Here is an 18,031-nt window from a genome sequence, read left to right on the forward strand (position 1 = left end):
AGACTGCGGAGCCCGGCCCTAAAAGGCTTATTACCAAAAAATCCGGCCGGAGCCGGATTTTTCAGTTGGAGGCCGCGGCCCCCGGTCAGGACTTAAAAGTAGCTTTAATTTGGTCGGCAATGCCGGAGGCGGCCATGTTGTAGCCTTGCACCAGCATGTTGCCGATGGCCATGGGCGTGCTGCGCCCGTGGCCGATGATGGCGTTGTCGTTGATGCCCAAAATGGGCGACCCGCCGATGTCCTCGTAGTTGAAGCGGTCGAAAAACGGGTCGTGCATGTTCTTGTGGGCCATTATCTCGTGCACCGATTCGGCCATTTTCAGCAAAATGTTGCCCGTGAAGCCGTCGCACACCACCACGTGGGCCTTGTCGTTGAACAGGTCGCGCCCCTCCAGGTTGCCCACGAAGTGGATGTGGGGGTTGATTTTCAGCAGCTGGTACGCGGCTTGGGTGAGGGCGGTGCCCTTGCCTTCCTCTTCGCCCAGGTTCAGCAGGCCCACCAACGGGTGCTCGATGCCCAGCACGTACTGGGCGTAGAGCGAGCCCAGCTCGCCGAACTGCTCCAGCATCTCGGGCTTGCACTCGGCGTTGGCCCCCACGTCGAGCAGGATGCCAAACTGGCCGTTGAGCTTGGGCACAAAGTTGGCGATGGCCGGCCGCAGCACCCCCGACACGGGCTTCACCGTGAACATGGCCCCCACGAGCATGGCCCCCGTGCTGCCGGCCGAGCAAAACGCATCGACCTCGCCGCCGTGCAGCAGGCGGTAGCCCACGGCAATGCTGGAATCCTGCTTTTGCTGGAAGGCTTTGGCCGGGTGCTCGCCCATTTCGATGACCTGGGTGGCGGGCACGAACTCAAAAGCATCCGGCGCGAAGCCGGTGGTGGGCAGCAAGGGCCGCACCGCGTCTTCCTGGCCAATTAAAACGATGGTGGCTTTGCCGGCGAGCCGTTCCGCCGCCAGCAGGGCCCCCGCGACGGCAGCCTGGGGGGCGAAGTCGCCGCCCATGGCGTCCAGGGCAATTTTCATGAACAAGAAATTAGGAATTCAGCGGATAGGGTTCCCACAAAAAAGCGTTCCGAACCAGCCCCCGCCCGGGGAGGAGGGCCGGCCCGGAACGCCTCCGGTGCCGCGAAGTAACGACTTCGCGGGCTATTCCTCGTCGGTATCGGGGGCGGCGGCGGCCGCTACTTTGCTGAAGTTCTTGATGGCCACTTTGCCGTGGCGGTACAGGTCGCCGTCCACCACGTAGGCTTTGTGGCGCAAGTGCAGCTCGCCGGTGTTCTGGCACAGCGTCACGGCTTTAGGGGTCAGTTTGTGGTGGCTGCGGCGCTTGTCGCGAACGGCAGAGGAGGTGCGGCGCTTAGGATGGGCCATGATGCAGAGGGTTGAGAGTTGAGATTTTTAGTGAAGAGCTTGGCCGACGGAAACGGCCCGGGGAACGAAATGGTAACACGCCAGCGCCAGCTAGCGGGGCGGCCATCCCCGGGCCGGCCCTATTAAATCGGGTTAATTCAAGTTGCGCAGGGCGGCCCAGCGCGGGTCGGCGGGCTCGTCGTCGTCGGAATCATCCGCGTCGCGCCGGGTCGAAAAAATGTGCTTAGTAGGCGCGTCGGGCTGGTCGTCGGGCTCGTTTTGGAAGCGCGGGTGCAGCTTTTTCATGGGCAGGGCCAGGCCGATGTAATCGTACAAGTGCTGGGCCAGCGGCAGTACCTGGGTGTCGGGCGTGATTTGCAGCACGTTGTCGTCCAGCTCCTTGGCCTCGTCGCCGAAGCGCACCAACAGCTGCTCTTCCACGTCCAGGGGCTGGTCGAACTCGTCGAGGCTGCGGTCGCAGGCCAGGCGCACGGTGCCCGTAATGTGGAAGTCGAGCGTAAGCAGGCGCTCGGTGCGCGTGGCGGCTACCTCGGCGTGCAGCTGGCCCTGCTCCACGAGCGGCTGCTCGAACAGGGCGAAAAAATCGGGCCCCAGCTCGTAGTCGAAACGGACCGTTTTCGGGCCCAGCTTCACCAGATTCAAGTCGTATTGGCTTTCTTTTTTCACGGCGCACTCAATTGCAGGGCGCAAAAGTAGCAAAAAATCGGCGGTTTGGCAAGCAATGGACTGAATTTTGCGCATCAACTGGTTGCCAGCAAGGACCTTAGCGGGCGCTGCGGGGCGCAGCGGCTTCCTGGCGCTTGCGCCAAATGTCGGCTGCCATGAATACAGCGGCCCGGAACGACGACGCATCGGCCCGGAACTGGCCGGCGATGCCGTAGGCCGTGCCGTGGTCGGGGGAGGTGCGCACCACCGGCAGGCCGGCCGTAAAATTCACGCCGTGCTCGAAGGCCAGCAGCTTGAACGGCACCAGGCCCTGGTCGTGGTAGAGCGAGAGGGTGGCGTCGAACTGCCGGAACTGCCCGGTGCCGAAGTAACCGTCGGCCGGGTACGGGCCCAGCACCAGGTGGCCGTCTTGCTGAAACTGCTGGAGCACGGGCCCCACCAGGTCGATTTCTTCGCGGCCCAGTAAGCCGTTTTCGCCGGCGTGGGGGTTGAGGCCGAGCACGGCTACCTTGGGTTTGTCGATGCCAAAGTCGGTTTTTAGCGACTTGAGCAGCAAGTGAATCTTCTTGCGCAGCAGCTCGGCCGTGAGGCGGGTGGGTACATCGCGCAGGGCCACGTGGCCGGTGGCCGTGGCCACGCGCAGGCCCGATTCTTCGTCGGCCAGCAGCATCAGGCTCTCGGGGGCCCCGAAGTAGGCCGTCAGGAACTCGGTGTGGCCGGGGTAGCGGAAGTCGGGCCCCTGGGTATTTTCCTTGCTGATGGGGGCCGTCACGAGCCCGTCGAGCAGGCCGGCCTTGAGGTCGCGGCAGGCGGCGAGCAGGCTCTCGCGGGCCGCCTGCCCGGTCGCGGCCGACGGCTGCCCGGGGGCCAGGTGGAAGTCTTCGTCCCAGCAGGTCACGGCGTTCAGGCGGCCGGGGGCAATGTCGGCGGCGTCGCGCAGCTGCCGGAAGGCCAGCGGCTCGGCGTCTTTGGCCACCGGAAACTCGTCGAACAGGGCCGTGGCCGTGCCATACACCACCGGGGTGCACAGCTTTAATACCCGCTCGTCGAGCAGCGTTTTGTAAATGACTTCGGGGCCGATGCCGGCGAGGTCGCCCACGGAAAAACCGAGGCGGGGGAGGGTTTTAGGCATAAGGTTGGTAATGAACGTCATGCTGAGCGCAGCGGAGCGGAGTCGAAGCATCTCTACTGCTTAACTATTCCAATCGATTGGTTTACTGCCGCGGGAGAGATGCTTCGACTCCGCTGCGCTGCGCTCAGCATGACGTTTTAATTGGTCAATTGCTTGGTTAAGAACTCGTACAGCAGCCGCACGCCGACGCCCGTGCCGCCCTTGCCGCGGTAGTTGTCGGGGGCGGTGAGAAAGGCCGGGCCGGCAATGTCGAGGTGCAGCCAGGGGTAGCCTTCGGCGAAGCGCTCCAGGAACTTGGCGGCCGAGATGTGGCCGGCCTCGCCCTTGCCCAGGTTGCTGAGGTCGGCAATGTCGGACTTGATGTGGTCGGCGTATTCGTCCCAGAGCGGGAACTCGACCAGGCGCTCGTGCGTGCGGTGGCCGGCGGCGTGCAGCAGCTGCACCGTGGGGGCCCCGGCGGTGCCCAGCACGGCGCTGCCCTCGGTGCCGATGGCGCGCACGGCGGCCCCGGTGAGGGTGGCCAGGTCAATGACCAGCTCGGGGTCGTATTTCTTGGCGAAGCTGAGGGCGTCGGCCAGCAACAGGCGGCCTTCGGCGTCGGTGTTTTTCACTTCCACCGTCAGGCCGCTGTGCATCGTGATGACGTCGCCGGGCACGAAGGCGAGGCCCCCGGGGCGGTTGTCGGTGGCGGGCACCAGGCCGATGACGTGCAGCGGGACCTGGTTTTTGGCCAGTGCGTAGAGCGTGCCGGCCACAGCCGCGCCGCCGGCCATGTCGCACTTCATCAGGTCCATGCTGTTGGGCGTGGGCTTGAGGCTGAGGCCCCCGGTGTCGAACACCACGCCCTTGCCCACCAGCACGTAGGGCTTGGCATTCTGCGCGTTGGCCGGTTTCCATTCCAAAATGCTGAACGTGGGCGGCTCGGGCGAGCCCAGATTCACGGCCAGCAGGCCGCCCATGCGCAGGGCCTCGATGCGGGCCAGGTCGAGGATGTCGGTGGTGTAGCCGGCTTCGTCGCCGGCGGCCGCCATGCGCTCCGCAAACTGCTCGGCGTTGAGCTTATTGACGGGCGCGTTCACCAGGTCGCGGGCCAGGGCCACGCCTTGCAGCAGGCCCTGCAGCGCGGCCACTTGGGTTTCGGTGGCCGCATCGCCCACTAGGTTAACTGTGGTCAAGGCCGGGGCCTGGCGCGATTTCTCGTCGGTCTTATAGCCTTCGAATTGGTAGGCCGTGAGGGCCAGGCCCTCGGCCAGGGCCAGGGCCCCGGCGGGCTCGTCGGCCAGGTTCTGGATGAAAACCTCGGTTACCCGCGCTGCCTTTAGCAGGCCGTGGAGCTGGTGGCCGCTGCGGCGCAGGGCCTCCAATACCTGGTCGGCAGTGGGTTTATCGGCCAGCACTACGTAGTAATGCTGGTGGCTGAAATGGTTGAGGGGCACCAGCGTTTGGTCGTGGGCCAGCGCGGTTTCGGCGTAGGTGCGGGCGGCGGCGGATAAGTCGCCCACGGCGGCTTCGGGCAGGGCGGTGGTGCCGGGGGGCAGCAGAAACACCTGGGTCGCCCCGGAAGGCGCGGCAGCCGCGTGGGCAAGGATAGGAAGCATGGCGGAAGAAAAAGCAGAACAATCAATTTAACCACAAACTTAGCAAAAAGGCCCGCCGTGCGGTGCGCGGCGGGCCTTTGCGGGGCGTTGGCGGCTAGGCCTGGGCGTCGAAAGCCGCTTGGATGGCCTGCACGCCCTTCAACTGGTCGGCGCCGAGGTGCACGTGCAGGGCCCGGCGCTCGTACTTCTGCAGGGCCTCCAGGTCGCCCTGGGCCTGGGCATTTTCGAGGGTGCCGAAGGTGTAGGAGCGGCCCGGCAGCGGCAGGTCGGGGCTGTGGTCGTGGGTGAGCTGCAAGAACAGGCCGGTGTTGGGCCCTCCCTTGTGGTACTGGCCGGTGGAGTGCAAAAAGCGCGGCCCGTAGCCAAACGTGGTGGCCGTGTGCAGGCGTGCCATCAGGCTGGTGCGCAGCTTGTCAAAGGCCGCGTTCAGCGCTGGCGACTCGGTGAGGTAGGCCTGGATGCACACGAAATCACCCGCCTTGGCTTGCTTGAAGAAGTTGGCCACCAACTGCTTGGCGTCGGCGGCCTGGGGCACGCCGTAGTAGTCAAGGCCGCCGGCCGACAGGGCTTTTTCCTGCTCGGGCAAGTGGCCTTCGTCGGCCACTACTTTCATCAGGCGGTCGGTGGCCGTCTTGCTTTCCTGCACGTTGGGCTGGTCGAAGGGGTTGATGCGCAGCACGGCGCCCACCACCGAAATGGCCATTTCCCAGCGGAAAAACTCCTGGCCCAGGTCCAGCGCATCCTTCAGCACGATGCTGATAACGGGGTGGCCGGCAGCTTCCAGCGCCTTCAGCTTGGCTTTGTTATCGGCGTCTTCCTCGCTTTCGTAGCCCACGTACACGAATACCCGGTCGTGGCCGTACACCTCCGGGGCCCCCACGGGCTCGCCGGCCACGGGCAGAATGCCCTTGCCGTGCTTGCCGGTGCTCTCGGCCGTGAGCTGCTCCAGCCACAGGCCCAGGTCGCTTAGCGATGGCGGCGTGACCAGCGTCAGCTTGTCGCGGCCCTGCGTGGCCAGCACGCCCAACGCCGTGCCCAGCGCCAGGCCGGGGTTGTGGTCCACCGGGCCGTAGGCCCCGCAGGCGCGCATCATGCGGATGGCGCGCTCCAGCAGCTCGCCCACGTTGAGGCCGTACAGCGCGGCCGGCACCAGGCCGAAGTAGGTGAGGGCCGAGAAGCGGCCGCCCACCGAGGCGAAGTTGAGGAACACGTGGCGGTAGCCCAGGCCGTTGGCCGTGGCGATGAACTTCGAGCCCGGGTCGGTGATGGCCACGAAGTTCTCGCCGGCCTTGTCGCCCTTCAGGGCCTTCACCTTGTCGTAGAAGTAGTCGCCGAAAGCCAGCGGCTCGGCCGTGGTGCCCGACTTGCTGGCCACGATGAACAGCGTGTCGGCCAGCGGCAGCGTGTCGGCAAAGTGCTGCACCGTGCCGGGGTCGGTGGTATCGAGGATAGAGATGGGCAGGCCGCCCGCGCCCTGCGGGAAGGATTTCTGGAACACGATGGGGGCCATTGTGCTGCCGCCCATGCCCATCACGAGCACGTGCTGGAAGCCGGCGGCCTTCACTTCGTTCACGAAGGTTTCGAGGGCCGGCACGGCCGACACCATCGTTTCGGCCACCCGCAGCCAGCCCGTGAAGTCGCGGATGCTCTGCTGGGCCGCCGCGTCGTCGGTCCACAGCGCAGCCTCCGTGTTCCAGAAGCCTTGGGTGAACTGGGCGGTGTTAAACGCTTGCAGCTTAGCGTCTACAGCGGCCTGGTACTGGCCCAGCTGCATGGTGGCGGGGGCCGTGGTTTCGGCCAGGGCGGCCACGCGCTTCTTGTCCAGCGAGTCCATCAGCTTGCCGAAGGGCTCGTTGAATTTCTTGGCGCCGTCTACTTCCAACTCGTGGGCCAGGGCTTCGAGGTCGAGGCCCACGGTGGGCAGCGCCTTCAGCACGGCGGCCACCTGGTCAAGGCCGTCCTCCAGGCGCACGGCGGGCTGGCCCTTTTCGCGGAACAGGTTCAGGGTTTCCAGCGGGATGGTGTTCACGGTATGGGGCCCGATGAGGCCGTCCACGTACTTGAGGTCGTCGTATTTTGGGTTTTTATTGCCCGTGCTGGCCCACAGCAGGCGCTGCGATTCGGCGCCCTTGGCCTTCAACGCCTCCCACCGGGCCCCGGCGAAGATCTTTTTGTAGTCCTGGTACGCCTGCTTGGCGCTGGCCACGGCCACCTGGCCCACCAGGGGCCCGGCAATTTTGGCCTGGTCGCCGCCGGCGGCCACCATCTTCTCCAGCTGCGGGTCAATCAGCACGTCGATGCGGCTGAGGAAGAAGCTGGCCACCGAGTCGATGCGGGCGATGGAATGGCCGGCTTTCACCCGGTCTTCGAGGCCGGCGAGGAAGGCTTCGGCCACGGCCTTATAACGCTCCACGCTGAAAATCAGGGTCACGTTCACGTTTACGCCTTCCGAAATCAGCTGGCGGATGGCGGGCAGGCCCTCCAGCGTGGCGGGCACCTTGATCATCACGTTGGGCCGGGCCACGGCCTTCCAGAAGCGCAGGCCCTCGGCGATGGTGCCGGCGGTGTCGTTCACCAGCTTGGGCGATACTTCGAGGCTCACGTAGCCGTCGCCGGCGTTGGCGGCGTCGTCGTACAGCGGCCGGAACAGGTCGCAGGCGGCCTGCACGTCGGCAATGGCCAGGGCCTCGTAGATGTCGTTGGTCGACTTGCCTTGCAGGGCCAGCGCCTTGATGGCGTTGTCGTAGTCGTCGCTGCCGCCGATGGCTTTCTCGAAAATGGCGGGGTTGGACGTGACGCCGCGCAGCTGGTCGTCGGTGATGAGTTTTTGCAACTCGCCGTTGATGAGGATTTTACGGCGGATGAAGTCGAGCCAGATGCTTTGGTCGAGGGGGCGGATGGCAACCAGTGGGTTCATATCGGGGAGGGATGAGCAGGAATGCGGGTGCGAAGGTGGGCTTTCTTTGCGAAAGAACCAGCCCGTTTACGCAAGAAGCGGCGCGGCCGGGGGCCCGGCCGTCGGCTTTTGCCCGCCGGGGCCCCTAAATTTGGCCGAATCCCACCCCCCGCCGCCGCCCGTTGCAAGACTACCTGCTCTTCGTTGACACCGAAACCACCGGCCTGCCCGCCGGCTGGCACCGGCCCTACGCCGACGACGCGGCCTGGCCCCACCTGGCCCAGCTGGCCTGGGTGCTCTACACCCGCGCCGGCGAGCTGGTGAAAACCGAAAACCACTACCTGCGCGTGCCCCCCGGCACCATGCAGCCCACGGCCCAGGCCATCCACGGCCTCAGCACCGAGTTCCTGGCGGCCGAAGGGCAGGAGCTGGGCCCCGTGCTGGGAGCTCTGGCGGCCGACCTGGAACGGTACCGGCCGCTGGTGGTGGGCCACTTCGTGCAGCTCGACTTCCACATGCTGGGCGTGGGCTTCCACCGGGCGGGGCTGCCCAACCCGCTGCCGGGCCTGCCCACTTTCTGCACCATGCTGCCCACGGGGCCCCTGGCGCGGACGCTGGGCCCCCCGCCCGGCCGCCAGTTCCTGCGCCTCAACGAGCTGTACGAGCACTTGTTCCGTGAGCCGCTGGACCGCCACCACGACGCCCAAACCGACGCCGAAGCCACGGCCCAGGCTTTTTTTGAGCTCTGGCGCACCGGCTACCTCACCGAAGCCAGCCTCGCCCAGCAGGCCCCGCTGGCGGTGCCCGTCGCAGCCCCGGGGCCCTTCGCCTGGCTGGGGCCCCGGGGCGGGCGCTGGGCCGCCGCGGCCGCCGGGCTAGTGGGGGTTTTACTACTTTTGCTATACTATTATGGATAAGACCGTTAGGGCTACCCGCTTCGAATTCCTGCGAACCGTGCAGCCGTTTGACGAGCTGCCCGCCGAGGTGTTGGCCGGTGTGGCCGACCTGCTCCAGGAAGTGGAATACGCCAAGGAAACCCTGATTTACCAGCAGGACATCACCAAGCTGCGCGGCGTGGACCTGCTGGTGGCCGGCAGCTACGAAACGTTTTTCTACGACAGCGAGCAGCACAAGCGCCTGCCGGAGGAATACGGCCCGGGGGCCTGCTACGGCGGCATGTCCATTTTATTGAACAAAAAGCGCTCCATCCGCACGGTGGTGGCGCGCAAAGGCACGCGGGTGTACTTCCTGCACCGGCGCGACTTTCGGGCCCTGTGCTTGGCCTACAAGGACTTCTTCCACTACTTCACCACCCGCTACGGCGAGCGGATGCTGAACGCGGAGTACGCCCACTTCATCCGCCCCACGGCGGTGCCGGAGGAGAACTTCATCGCCGCCGACCAGATTTATTCGCGCAAAATCGAAACCCTCGAAACCCGCGAGTTGGTGGAGTGCCCCGGCAACACGCCCATCTTCGAGGCGGCCCAGCGCATGGCCCGCGGCAAGGTGAGCTGCCTGTTTGTGCGCGACGCCGGGGGGGCCATCGTGGGCTACGTGACGGACATCGTGCTGCGCGACGCCGTGGTGGCCCAGTGCCTGGACGCCCGCCGGCCGGTGGCCGACATCCTGGCCACGCCCATCGTGTCCATCGCCAGCAGCGCCTTCGTGCACGAGGCCATCCTGCTGATGTTCCAGACCAAAACGCGCTACCTGCTCATCGAGAAAGGCGGCGAGTTCGTAGGCTTTCTGAGCCGCAACAAGCTGCTGAGCGACCTGGCGCAGTCGCCGTTCATGTTCATCCAGGCCGTGAAACTGGCGCAGTCGCCGCGCGAGCTGCGGCTGCGCTGGCGCAAAGTGCCCGAAATCGTGAACCAGCTGCTGAGCCGCGGCGTGAAGGCCGAGCTGGTGAACCAGGTCATCACGACGGTGGCCGACACCATCGCCCTGAAAGTGATTGAGGGCGTGCTGGCCGAAATGGGGCCCGCGCCGGCCAAGTTCGTGTTCATGGTGCTCGGCAGCGAGGGCCGGCAGGAGCAAACCCTGCTCACCGACCAGGACAACGCCATCGTGTACGAGGACAAGGCCAACGAGCAGCGCGAGCTGGTGCGGGAATACTTCCTGCGCTTCGCCGGCATTGTGTCCGACCGCCTCGACCAAATCGGGCTCAGCCTGTGCACGGGCGGCTTCATCGCCCAGAACCCGCGCTGGACGCACTCAGTCTCGCACTGGAAACGCAGCTACCACGCCTGGATCGACGATTCGAACCCGGAGACGGCCATGCAGTTTTCGACGTTTTTCGACTGCCGCCTGCTCTACGGCGAGCCCGAAATCATGGACGAGCTGCGCGCCTACATCCGCACCGAGCTGGAGCGGCCCCTCGACCGTTTCCTGCACTACATGGCCACCAACGCCTTGCAGTACGAGCCGCCGCTCACGTTTTTCCGCAACTTCCGCACCTTCGCCCAGGGCGACCAGCAGGTGTTCGACCTCAAGAAAACCATGACCCCCATCGTGGACCTGGTGCGCGTGTACGCCCTGCGCCACCAGGTGTTCCAAACCAACACCGGGGCCCGCCTGGCCCAGCTGCGCGCGCGCGGCGTGTTCACCGAAAAAGAGTACCAGGAGCTGCTGCAAGCCTACTACTACCTGATGGGCATGCGCCTGAAAAAGCAAGCCCGCCAGCTCATCGACGACCGAATGCCCGCCACCAATTACCTCGACCCCAAAGAACTGACCCAAGTAGAGCGCGTAACGCTGAAAGAGATTTTCAAGGTCATCGCCGATTTTCAAGTGAAAATCAAGGTCAGCTTCACCAAGGCGCTGTAGCGGCGGAGAGGATAAATTACCAGCTTTTGCAGTAGCAAAAAGGCCGTCATGCTGAGCGTAGCCGAAGCATGACGGCCTTTTTGCTACTGCTCGCTCCGTTTAATGAGCCCCCGGGGCCCTAAAACTCCCGCTGTATCACCGGCTCTTCCTGGCCGAACAGCGACGACTCGCGCAGCATGAGCTGGGGCTTGAGCACGATGCGCGGGGGCGAGTAGTTGGGGCTGCGCTTGAGGATTTGCAGGAGCAGGTTGACGGCGGTTTCGCCCATTTGCTCGCCGCGCTGGTCCACGGCCGTCAGGCGCGGGTTGGTCATGGTGGTGAAGGGCTCGTTGCTGAAGCAGGCGATGGCAAAGTCCTGCGGCACGCGGATGCCGTGGCTTTCGAGCACTTCGAGGGCCCCCACGGCGGGGAAGGCGTAGGCGGCGAACACGGCGTCGGGCCGCTCGGCCAGGCCCATGAGGTAGTCCATGCCGTCGCGGCCCGACTCCTGGTTGGAGCGCGGCAGCGAGTACACCAGGCGCTCGTCGAAGGGCAGGCCGTGGGCCTCCAGGGCGGCCACGTAGCCCAGGTAGCGGTTGCGGCTGGTGTTGAGGTGCTGGGGCCCGGCGAAGTGGGCGATGCGCCGGCAGCCCTGCCGGATGAGGTGCGTCACGGCGTCGTAGGCCCCGAGGTGGTCGTCGAGCACCACGGCCGTGCTGCCGGGCAGGTCGGGCATGCGGTCGAAGAAAATGAGCGGCGTGCCCTGGTGCTGCACCTGGCGGAAGTGGTTGAGGTCCTGGTCGGTGCCCTTCGACACCGACACCAGGATGCCCTCGACCTGCGAGGCGAGCAGGGCCTCCACGTTCTGGCGCTCGCGCCGGATGTCCTCGTTCGACTGGCACATCATCACGTTGAAGCCCGCGCGGCTGGCGATTTTCTCGATGCCGTTCATCACGGCCGGGAAAAAGTAGCCGTTGATGTGCGGCACAATCACGCCCACCGTGTTGCTGCGGCCCTTGCGCAGGGCGGCGGCCAGGCTGTTGGGCAGGTAGTTCAGCTCCTGGGCCAGCTGGCGCACGCGGGCCTTGGTGGCCTCGCTGATGCTGGGGTGGTCGCTGAGGCCGCGCGACACGGTGGACGTGGACAAGCCCAGCTGCGCGGCGAGTTCGGCGATGGAGATCCGCTTGTTGGTGTTGGCCAAGGCTTAAGGTCGATTAAATCCGAGGTGCGGGGCCGGGCGGGCCGGCGGGGCCCGCGGCAGGGGCGGCCCGCACTTGTGGGCAAGGTAGGAATGAATGGGGTTTCGGGCAAGTACAGGCCCCCCGGCGCGGGCTACCTTTGCGGGCCCGGCGGGCCCTTTCGCCGCCTCATTGCCGCGCATGCATTCCCCCGTCAAGCCCAAAAAACACCTCGGCCAGCACTTCCTGGCCGACCCCAACATTGCCCGCCGCATCGTGGGGGCCCTGCGCCGGCCCGACGACGTGCGCGAGGTGCTCGAAATCGGGCCCGGCACGGGCGTGCTCACGCAATTCCTGCTGCAAGACGCGGCGTTCACGACCAGCGTGGTGGAAATCGACCCCGAGTCGGTGGCGTACCTGAAGGCCACGTACCCGGCACTCACGCCGCGCATTTTCGCTACTGATTTCTTGAAGCAAGACATTGGAGTGCTGTTTCCGGGGCAGCCGCTGGCCATCATCGGCAACTTTCCCTATAACATCAGCAGCCAGATTTTTTTCCAGGTGCTGGCCCACCGGCAGCAGGTGCGCGAGGTGGTGGGCATGCTCCAGAAAGAAGTGGCCGAGCGCCTGGCCGAGCCGCCCGGCTCGAAAACCTACGGCATCCTGAGCGTGCTGCTGCAAGCGTTCTACACCATCGAGTACCTGTTCACGGTGCCGCCGCACGTATTTATTCCGCCGCCCAAGGTCGAGTCGGCCGTGGTGCGCCTCACCCGCAACGCCACCGAGCACCTGGGCTGCGACGAAAAGCTGTTTTTTCGCGTCGTAAAGCAAGCCTTTTCCACCCGCCGCAAAACCCTGCGCAACGCCCTGCGGCCCCTGGGCCTCTCGCCCGAGGCCATGGCCGGGGCGATTTTCGACCAGCGGGCCGAGCAGCTGGGCGTGGCGGAATTTGTGGGGTTGACGAAGCTGGTGGAGGCCTTTAGCGCAACGTCCCGCGAAGTTGAAAATTAAGTTTCGCTAAGGGATATAGACTTGCTTTTGACTGATTGACACCAACTAAACCTTCGCGAAACTTAATTTTCAACTTCGCGGGACCTTGCGCTAAATGAAGAGTACCTGCCTCGTCGTCGACGAAATGCATCCCACGCTGCTGCCGCTGCTGGCCGGCATCGGCGTGGCGGCCGACTACCGGCCTGAACTCACCGCAGCCGAGGTGCCCGGGGCCCTGGCGGCCAAGCCCTACGACGGGCTGGTGGTGCGCAGCAAGCTGCGCGTGACGGCCGAGCTGCTGGCCCGGGGCCCGGGGCTGTGCTACGTGGCCCGCGCCGGGGCCGGTGTGGACAACATCGACGAGGCGGCGCTGGCGGCGGCGGGCGTGACGCTGCTGAACGCGCCGGAGGGCAACCGCGACGCGGTGGGCGAGTTTGCCGTGGGGCTGCTGCTGAACCTGTTGCGCCACATCGGGCGGGCCGACGGCCAGGTACGCCAGGGTATTTGGAAGCGCGAAGCCAACCGCGGCGAGGAAGTGGGAGGGAAGACCATCGGCCTGCTCGGCTACGGGCACATGGGGCGGGCGTTTGCCCGGCGGCTAGGGGCCTTCGGGTGCACCGTGCTGGCCCACGACCACGACCCGGCGGTGCGCCCCGACGCCCACGCCGCGCTGGTGCCGCTGGCCGAATTGCAGGCCCGCGCCGACGTGCTCAGCCTGCACATCCCGTACTCGGCGGCCAACCACCACTTCGTAAACGAGGCATTTCTGGCCGGTTTCCAGCGGCCGCTGTGGCTGCTGAACACGGCCCGCGGCGAGGTGCTCGACCACGCCGCGTTGGTGGACGGGCTGCAAACCGGGCGGCTGTACGGGGCGGCGCTCGACGTACTCGAAAACGAGCGGCTGGCCACGCTCTCGGGGGCCCAGGCGGCCCGGTTCGAATTCCTGAAAAATGCTGGTAACGTGCTGCTTACGCCCCACATCGGCGGCTGGACGCACCAGAGCTACCAGCGCATCAACGAGGTGCTGGTGGGCAAGCTGGCGGCGTTTTTGGGCGGCCGGCCGGGGGGGAGCGGGGAGTAATTGGGTTTGTAGTATCTTTGCCCCGAACCTAACGCAGGGAGAACGGTTGGCCGCGTGCCAGCCGTTCTCCTTGCTTTTTAGCCAACCCGCAACCCCACCCAATTCATCATGGCCACCATCAATTATTACACCCCCGAGGGCCTGCAAAAACTGAAAGACGAGCTGCAAGACCTGAAAGTGAAGGGCCGCGCCAAGGCCGCCGAAGACCTGCGCGAAGCCCGCGATAAAGGCGACCTGAGCGAAAACGCCGAGTACGACGCCGCCAAGGACGCCCAGGGCCTGCTGGAGCTGAAAATATCGAAGCTCGAGGAAGTGGTGGGCAACGCCCGCGAACTCGACGAAACCAACATGGATTTCAGCAAAGTGCTCATCCTGAGCAAGGTGAAGCTGAAAAACACCAAGAACAACACCGTGCTGAACTACACGCTGGTGGCCGAAGAGGAAGCCAACCTCGCCAGTGGCAAAATCTCCGTCAAGTCGCCCATCGGCAAGGGCCTGCTGGGCAAATCGGTGGGCGACGTGGCCGAAATCACGGTGCCCGCCGGCAAGCTCGAATTTGAAGTGCTGGAGATTACGCGGTAGGGTATCTCTAGCTGTTAGCTTCTAGCTCCTAGCTGTTAGCTTTTTTGAGAGTGAATCGGGAGGCCGCGGGCGCAAGTCGGCGGCCTTCTGTCGTTAATTAGCGGCATCGTTCGGGGCCGTTGGCAAAAAGCTAACCGCCATCGGCCAGCAGCTAACAGCTAAATAAAATGCCTTCCATCTTTTCCCGCATCGTTTCGGGCGAGCTTCCCGCCTACAAAGTGGCCGAGGACGGCCAGCACCTGGCTTTTCTCGACATTACGCCCCTGGTGGAAGGCCACACGCTGGTGATTCCCAAGCGGGAAATCGACTACATTTTCGACCTGCCGCCCGCCGAGCTGGCGGCCCTGCACGTGTTTGCGCAGCGCGTGGCCAAGGGCGTGCAAGCGGCCGTGCCGTGCCAGCGCATCGGCGTGGCCGTGGTGGGGCTGGAGGTGCCCCACGCCCACATCCACCTCATCCCGATGAACAAGGTGGCGGACATGAACTTCGCCAACCCCAAAACAACGGTGGCCCCCGAGCGGATGCAGGCCCTGGCCGCCGCCATTGCCGCGCAAGTGGACGGCGGCAGCGGCCTGGCCGAAGCCGCCGCCAGCGCCGCGCCCGCCGCGCCGGCCAACGATGCCACGGTGCAGCAGCTGCAAAAGCTGACGGCGGGCCTGAACTTCGTCTCCGAATCGGAGGCCCCGCTCGAAGCCGTGAGCTACGCCGCCCCGGCCGGCGACCTGGCCCCCGCCGCGCTGCTGAAAGCGCTGGGCGAGCCGGCCGGCCCCAAGGTGAGCACCAAGGAATTGACCGACTTCCTAAGCCAGCACACCGCCGACAACGGCGTGCTGCACGACGCGGCCCTGGCCAACCGCTACAAGGCCCTGCAAGTGTACCTAAAGCAGGAGCTGGACGGCGTGCAGGTGTACCTGCTGGGCCCCGGGCCGCAAATCCACGCCTACGCGCTGGGCCGCGACGCCAACGGCCGCCTGGCCGGCTTCAAAACCGTGCTTACGCAAACATGAGGCGAGGGCCGTCCTTGTTTATAAAAGCGCTGCTGGCCGCGGGGTTCCGGCTGCTGTTCCGGCTGCCGGCGCTGCGGGGTACCTATTTCGGGTTTTACCAGCGGGTGTTTGCGCCGTGGCAGCTGTTCGACGGGGTGCGCAAGACGGTGCGCTACGGGCCGGGCCTGCGCCTGCACTTGCGGTTGGAGGACTGGATTCAACAGAACATTTATTTTCTCGGCGGCTACGAGGAGCCGGGCCAGCGCTTTCTGGAACGCTACTTGCGGCCGGGCGACGTGTTCATCGACGTCGGCGCCAACATTGGCCTCTACGCCCTGGCGGCGGCGCGGCGGGTGGGGCCCCGGGGGCGGGTGCACGCATTTGAGCCGGTGCCGGATACGGCGGCCCGCCTGCGCCAGCACGTGGCCCTGAACGAACTGGCCAACATAACGGTGGTGGAAATGGCCGTGAGCAACGCGCCCGGCCCCGTGGCCATCTACCTGCCCCCGGCGAGCAATTCGGGCATGGCCTCCCTGTACGCCTACACGGCGGAACTGCACGCGCTGGCCACGGTGTCGGCCACGACGCTGGACGCCTACACGGCCGGCTGGGCGGCGGTGCGCCTGGTGAAGCTGGACATTGAGGGCGCGGAATGGCAGGCGTTGCAGGGCATGGCGCGGCTGCTGGCCACGCAGCGCCCCGCCCTGCTGCTGGAACTGGAGCCGGGCATCCTGGCCCAGATGGAGCATTCCGCCGCCGGCATCGCCCAGTGGCTGGCCGGGTTCGGCTACCGGCCGCATTACGTGCAAGCCGATGGGTCGCTCGGCACGCACGCCGCCCCGGCAACCGGCTTCAACAACGTGGTGTTTCTGCCGCCGACGGGGCCGTAGCCAAGCGGGCCTCCGAGGCCGGGGTGGTTGCAGATGCACGCCGTTGGGGCCGGTTTACAGGGAGTTGTTCAGCATTTTTTGAACAGGTTTAAAGTCTTCGCGCGGGCCCAGGGGGTGAAAACACGAGCACCGATTTTAGCCCTTGACTATGGCAGCTTGTGTTAACAGCTTGTAAAAATTTGATATTTCCTACTTAACAAAGACGCCGTGCAAACCTTCTTTACACTTTTTTTAGCCCTCGTTGTGGCCCTGCCCGCCGCGGCCCAGGCCCTGGTCGTGCCCACGCCGGTGGCGACGACCTTGCAACAAATCAGCGCCGCTGGCTTCAAGGCCCACGTGCAGTACCTGGCCGACGACCGCCTGCGCGGCCGCCTGCCCGGCACGCCCGGCTACCAAATGGCCGTGGACTACGTAACGGCCCAGTTCCAGCAAATGGGCGTGCGGCCGGCCGGCGAAAACGGGGGCTTTACCCAGAAAGTGCGGCTGCGGCGGGCCTTCGTCGAGCCCGGGGCCCTGCTGCTGCGGCAGCCCGCGCAGGGGCCCGCCCAGCCGCTGGCCTACGGCACCGATTTCACGGTGTACCCCAACCCCGGCCAGGCCGAGGTGCGGGTAGAAGCCCCGCTGGTGTTTGCCGGCTACGGCATCAGCGCCCCCGAGCTGGGCTACGACGACTACGCGGGCCTCGACGCCAATGGAAAAATTGTGGTGCTCACGCGCCAGCCGCAGCGGCAGTTCGGCGACAACGAGCAGCAGTACTTCGGCGACCTGCGCACCAAGCTCGAAACCGCCGCCCGCCACGGCGCGCTGGGCGTGCTGCTGGCCGACTACAAGGCCGGGGCCCTGCCGGTGCCGGCCCCTAAGGGCGCGGTGAGCGCGCTGGGCCCCGACGGCCAGGTGGCGGTGTCGCGCAGCTACGCGCCCGGCCCGGCGCAGCTGGTGGGGGCCCTAAGCGCGGCGGCCCTGCAAACGCTGTTTGCCGGCGCGGCCGCCGACACGGCCCAGGCGCTGGCCGCCCTGCGGGCCGGCCATCCTGCCTCGCAGGCGCTGCCGGGCCGCCTGCTGGCCGCCTACCGCAGCCGCTACCAGGACGTGGACAGCTACAACGTGGTGGGCAAAATCGAGGGCTCGGACGCGCGGCTGAAAAGCGAGTACGTGGTGCACAGCGCCCACCTCGACCACCTCGGCGTGGGGGCCCCCGTGAACGGCGACTCGATTTATAACGGGGCCCACGACAACGCCACCGGCGTGGCCACGGTGCTGGAAATGGCCCGCGCCTACGGCCGGCTGCGGGTCAAGCCCCGGCGCTCGGTGCTGTTCGTGCTGGTGACGGGCGAGGAAATGGGCCTGCTGGGCTCGGCGTATTTCGCCCGGTTCCCGACCGTGCCGAAAGCCGCGCTGGTGGCCGACGTGAACACCGACATGCCCACCATCATCGCGCCGCTGCTGGCCGTGGTGCCGCTGGGGGCCGCCCACTCGTCGCTGCTGGGGCCCGTGGTGGCCGCCGCCGCCTACCTGGGCCTGGCGGTGGAAGACGACCCCGAGCCGGCGCAGCACCGCTTCATCCGCAGCGACCAGTACAGCTTTGTGGTGCAAGGCATTCCGGCCCTGCACCTCAAGTACGGCAACAAGACGGCCGACGGCAAAAACAACCTCAGCGAGCAGGTGCAAAAGTGGCGGGCCCTGACCTACCACAAGCCCCAGGACAACTTCGCCGGCGGCACCTTCGACTGGGACGCGGGCCGCAAGTACGCGCAGCTCAATTTCCTCGTCGGCTACCAGGTGGCCCAGGCCACCGCCCGCCCCACCTGGAACAAGGGCGACTTTTTCGGGGCCCGGTTTGGGCGGTAGCATT

General features: G+C 65.9%; 15 protein-coding genes. 8 read left to right on the plus strand and 7 right to left on the minus strand.

Annotation, left to right across the window (positions count from 1 at the left end; translation table 11 throughout):
- Positions 1-85 precede the first annotated feature (85 nt).
- The 6 genes from plsX to HNP98_RS19415 form a co-directional block, all read right to left on the minus strand.
- Complete coding sequence (gene plsX / locus HNP98_RS19390; protein WP_173811842.1) at positions 86-1,027, minus strand: phosphate acyltransferase PlsX; 942 nt, start codon at positions 1,025-1,027, stop codon at positions 86-88.
- Positions 1,028-1,150: 123 nt separating this feature from the next.
- Complete coding sequence (gene rpmF / locus HNP98_RS19395; protein WP_173811843.1) at positions 1,151-1,375, minus strand: 50S ribosomal protein L32; 225 nt, start codon at positions 1,373-1,375, stop codon at positions 1,151-1,153.
- Between the two features lie 132 nt (positions 1,376-1,507).
- On the minus strand, positions 1,508-2,065 hold the full coding sequence (locus HNP98_RS19400; RefSeq protein ID WP_246275234.1) for a YceD family protein: 558 nt from the start codon (positions 2,063-2,065) through the stop codon (positions 1,508-1,510).
- Between the two features lie 73 nt (positions 2,066-2,138).
- Positions 2,139-3,173 (minus strand): 4-hydroxythreonine-4-phosphate dehydrogenase PdxA, encoded by a 1,035-nt coding sequence (pdxA, locus tag HNP98_RS19405; RefSeq protein ID WP_173811844.1) that lies wholly within the window; start codon positions 3,171-3,173, stop codon positions 2,139-2,141.
- Positions 3,174-3,310: 137 nt separating this feature from the next.
- Entirely contained in the window at positions 3,311-4,771 is a 1,461-nt protein-coding gene (locus tag HNP98_RS19410) for a leucyl aminopeptidase family protein (RefSeq protein WP_173811845.1), read from the minus strand.
- A 94-nt stretch (positions 4,772-4,865) separates the two neighbouring features.
- On the minus strand, positions 4,866-7,688 hold the full coding sequence (locus tag HNP98_RS19415; protein ID WP_173811846.1) for a bifunctional transaldolase/phosoglucose isomerase: 2,823 nt from the start codon (positions 7,686-7,688) through the stop codon (positions 4,866-4,868).
- Between the two features lie 161 nt (positions 7,689-7,849).
- Here HNP98_RS19415 and HNP98_RS19420 point away from each other — a divergent pair, with 161 nt between their 5' ends.
- Together HNP98_RS19420 and HNP98_RS19425 are read left to right on the plus strand one after the other, a co-directional pair.
- Positions 7,850-8,584, plus strand: coding sequence for a 3'-5' exonuclease (locus HNP98_RS19420; RefSeq protein ID WP_173811847.1), 735 nt, complete (start codon positions 7,850-7,852; stop codon positions 8,582-8,584).
- Positions 8,577-10,493 (plus strand): DUF294 nucleotidyltransferase-like domain-containing protein, encoded by a 1,917-nt coding sequence (locus HNP98_RS19425; protein ID WP_173811848.1) that lies wholly within the window; start codon positions 8,577-8,579, stop codon positions 10,491-10,493. The genes HNP98_RS19420 and HNP98_RS19425 overlap by 8 nt, the downstream gene beginning before the upstream one ends.
- Positions 10,494-10,611: 118 nt before the next feature.
- Here HNP98_RS19425 and HNP98_RS19430 read toward each other — a convergent pair whose 3' ends face one another.
- Positions 10,612-11,673: a LacI family DNA-binding transcriptional regulator gene (locus tag HNP98_RS19430; protein ID WP_173811849.1), complete on the minus strand. Its 1,062-nt coding sequence runs from the start codon at positions 11,671-11,673 to the stop codon at positions 10,612-10,614.
- Between the two features lie 178 nt (positions 11,674-11,851).
- On the opposite strand from HNP98_RS19430, the gene rsmA reads away from it, so the two are divergent.
- From rsmA to HNP98_RS19460, 6 genes are all read left to right on the plus strand, one after another.
- A complete protein-coding gene (gene rsmA, locus HNP98_RS19435) occupies positions 11,852-12,661 on the plus strand; it encodes a 16S rRNA (adenine(1518)-N(6)/adenine(1519)-N(6))-dimethyltransferase RsmA (protein ID WP_173811850.1) in 810 nt (269 codons plus the stop codon).
- Positions 12,662-12,755: 94 nt separating this feature from the next.
- Positions 12,756-13,721 (plus strand): NAD(P)-dependent oxidoreductase, encoded by a 966-nt coding sequence (locus HNP98_RS19440; protein ID WP_173811851.1) that lies wholly within the window; start codon positions 12,756-12,758, stop codon positions 13,719-13,721.
- Between the two features lie 108 nt (positions 13,722-13,829).
- Complete coding sequence (greA, locus tag HNP98_RS19445; RefSeq protein ID WP_173811852.1) at positions 13,830-14,303, plus strand: transcription elongation factor GreA; 474 nt, start codon at positions 13,830-13,832, stop codon at positions 14,301-14,303.
- 167 nt (positions 14,304-14,470) lie between these two features.
- On the plus strand, positions 14,471-15,310 hold the full coding sequence (locus HNP98_RS22400; RefSeq protein ID WP_173811853.1) for a nuclease A inhibitor family protein: 840 nt from the start codon (positions 14,471-14,473) through the stop codon (positions 15,308-15,310).
- Between the two features lie 14 nt (positions 15,311-15,324).
- Entirely contained in the window at positions 15,325-16,179 is an 855-nt protein-coding gene (locus HNP98_RS19455) for an FkbM family methyltransferase (protein ID WP_173811854.1), read from the plus strand.
- A gap of 243 nt (positions 16,180-16,422) precedes the next feature.
- The gene (locus HNP98_RS19460) at positions 16,423-18,027 is read left to right on the plus strand and encodes a M28 family peptidase (RefSeq protein WP_317171151.1); all 1,605 of its coding nucleotides are present in this window, start codon (positions 16,423-16,425) and stop codon (positions 18,025-18,027) included.
- Positions 18,028-18,031 lie beyond the last annotated feature (4 nt).

Origin of the sequence: Hymenobacter caeli (assembly GCF_013294115.1) — a bacterium.
GTDB classification, from domain to species: Bacteria; Bacteroidota; Bacteroidia; order Cytophagales; family Hymenobacteraceae; genus Hymenobacter; species Hymenobacter caeli.

Coding starts and splice junctions, on each gene's coding strand:
- rpmF (WP_173811843.1), bottom strand. CDS start 1,375: ATGGCCCATCCTAAGCGCCGCACCTCCTCTGCCGTTCGCGACAAGCGC.
- HNP98_RS22400 (WP_173811853.1), top strand. CDS start 14,471: ATGCCTTCCATCTTTTCCCGCATCGTTTCGGGCGAGCTTCCCGCCTAC.
- greA (WP_173811852.1), top strand. CDS start 13,830: ATGGCCACCATCAATTATTACACCCCCGAGGGCCTGCAAAAACTGAAA.
- HNP98_RS19410 (WP_173811845.1), bottom strand. CDS start 4,771: ATGCTTCCTATCCTTGCCCACGCGGCTGCCGCGCCTTCCGGGGCGACC.
- rsmA (WP_173811850.1), top strand. CDS start 11,852: ATGCATTCCCCCGTCAAGCCCAAAAAACACCTCGGCCAGCACTTCCTG.
- HNP98_RS19440 (WP_173811851.1), top strand. CDS start 12,756: ATGAAGAGTACCTGCCTCGTCGTCGACGAAATGCATCCCACGCTGCTG.
- HNP98_RS19425 (WP_173811848.1), top strand. CDS start 8,577: ATGGATAAGACCGTTAGGGCTACCCGCTTCGAATTCCTGCGAACCGTG.
- pdxA (WP_173811844.1), bottom strand. CDS start 3,173: ATGCCTAAAACCCTCCCCCGCCTCGGTTTTTCCGTGGGCGACCTCGCC.
- plsX (WP_173811842.1), bottom strand. CDS start 1,027: ATGAAAATTGCCCTGGACGCCATGGGCGGCGACTTCGCCCCCCAGGCT.
- HNP98_RS19415 (WP_173811846.1), bottom strand. CDS start 7,688: ATGAACCCACTGGTTGCCATCCGCCCCCTCGACCAAAGCATCTGGCTC.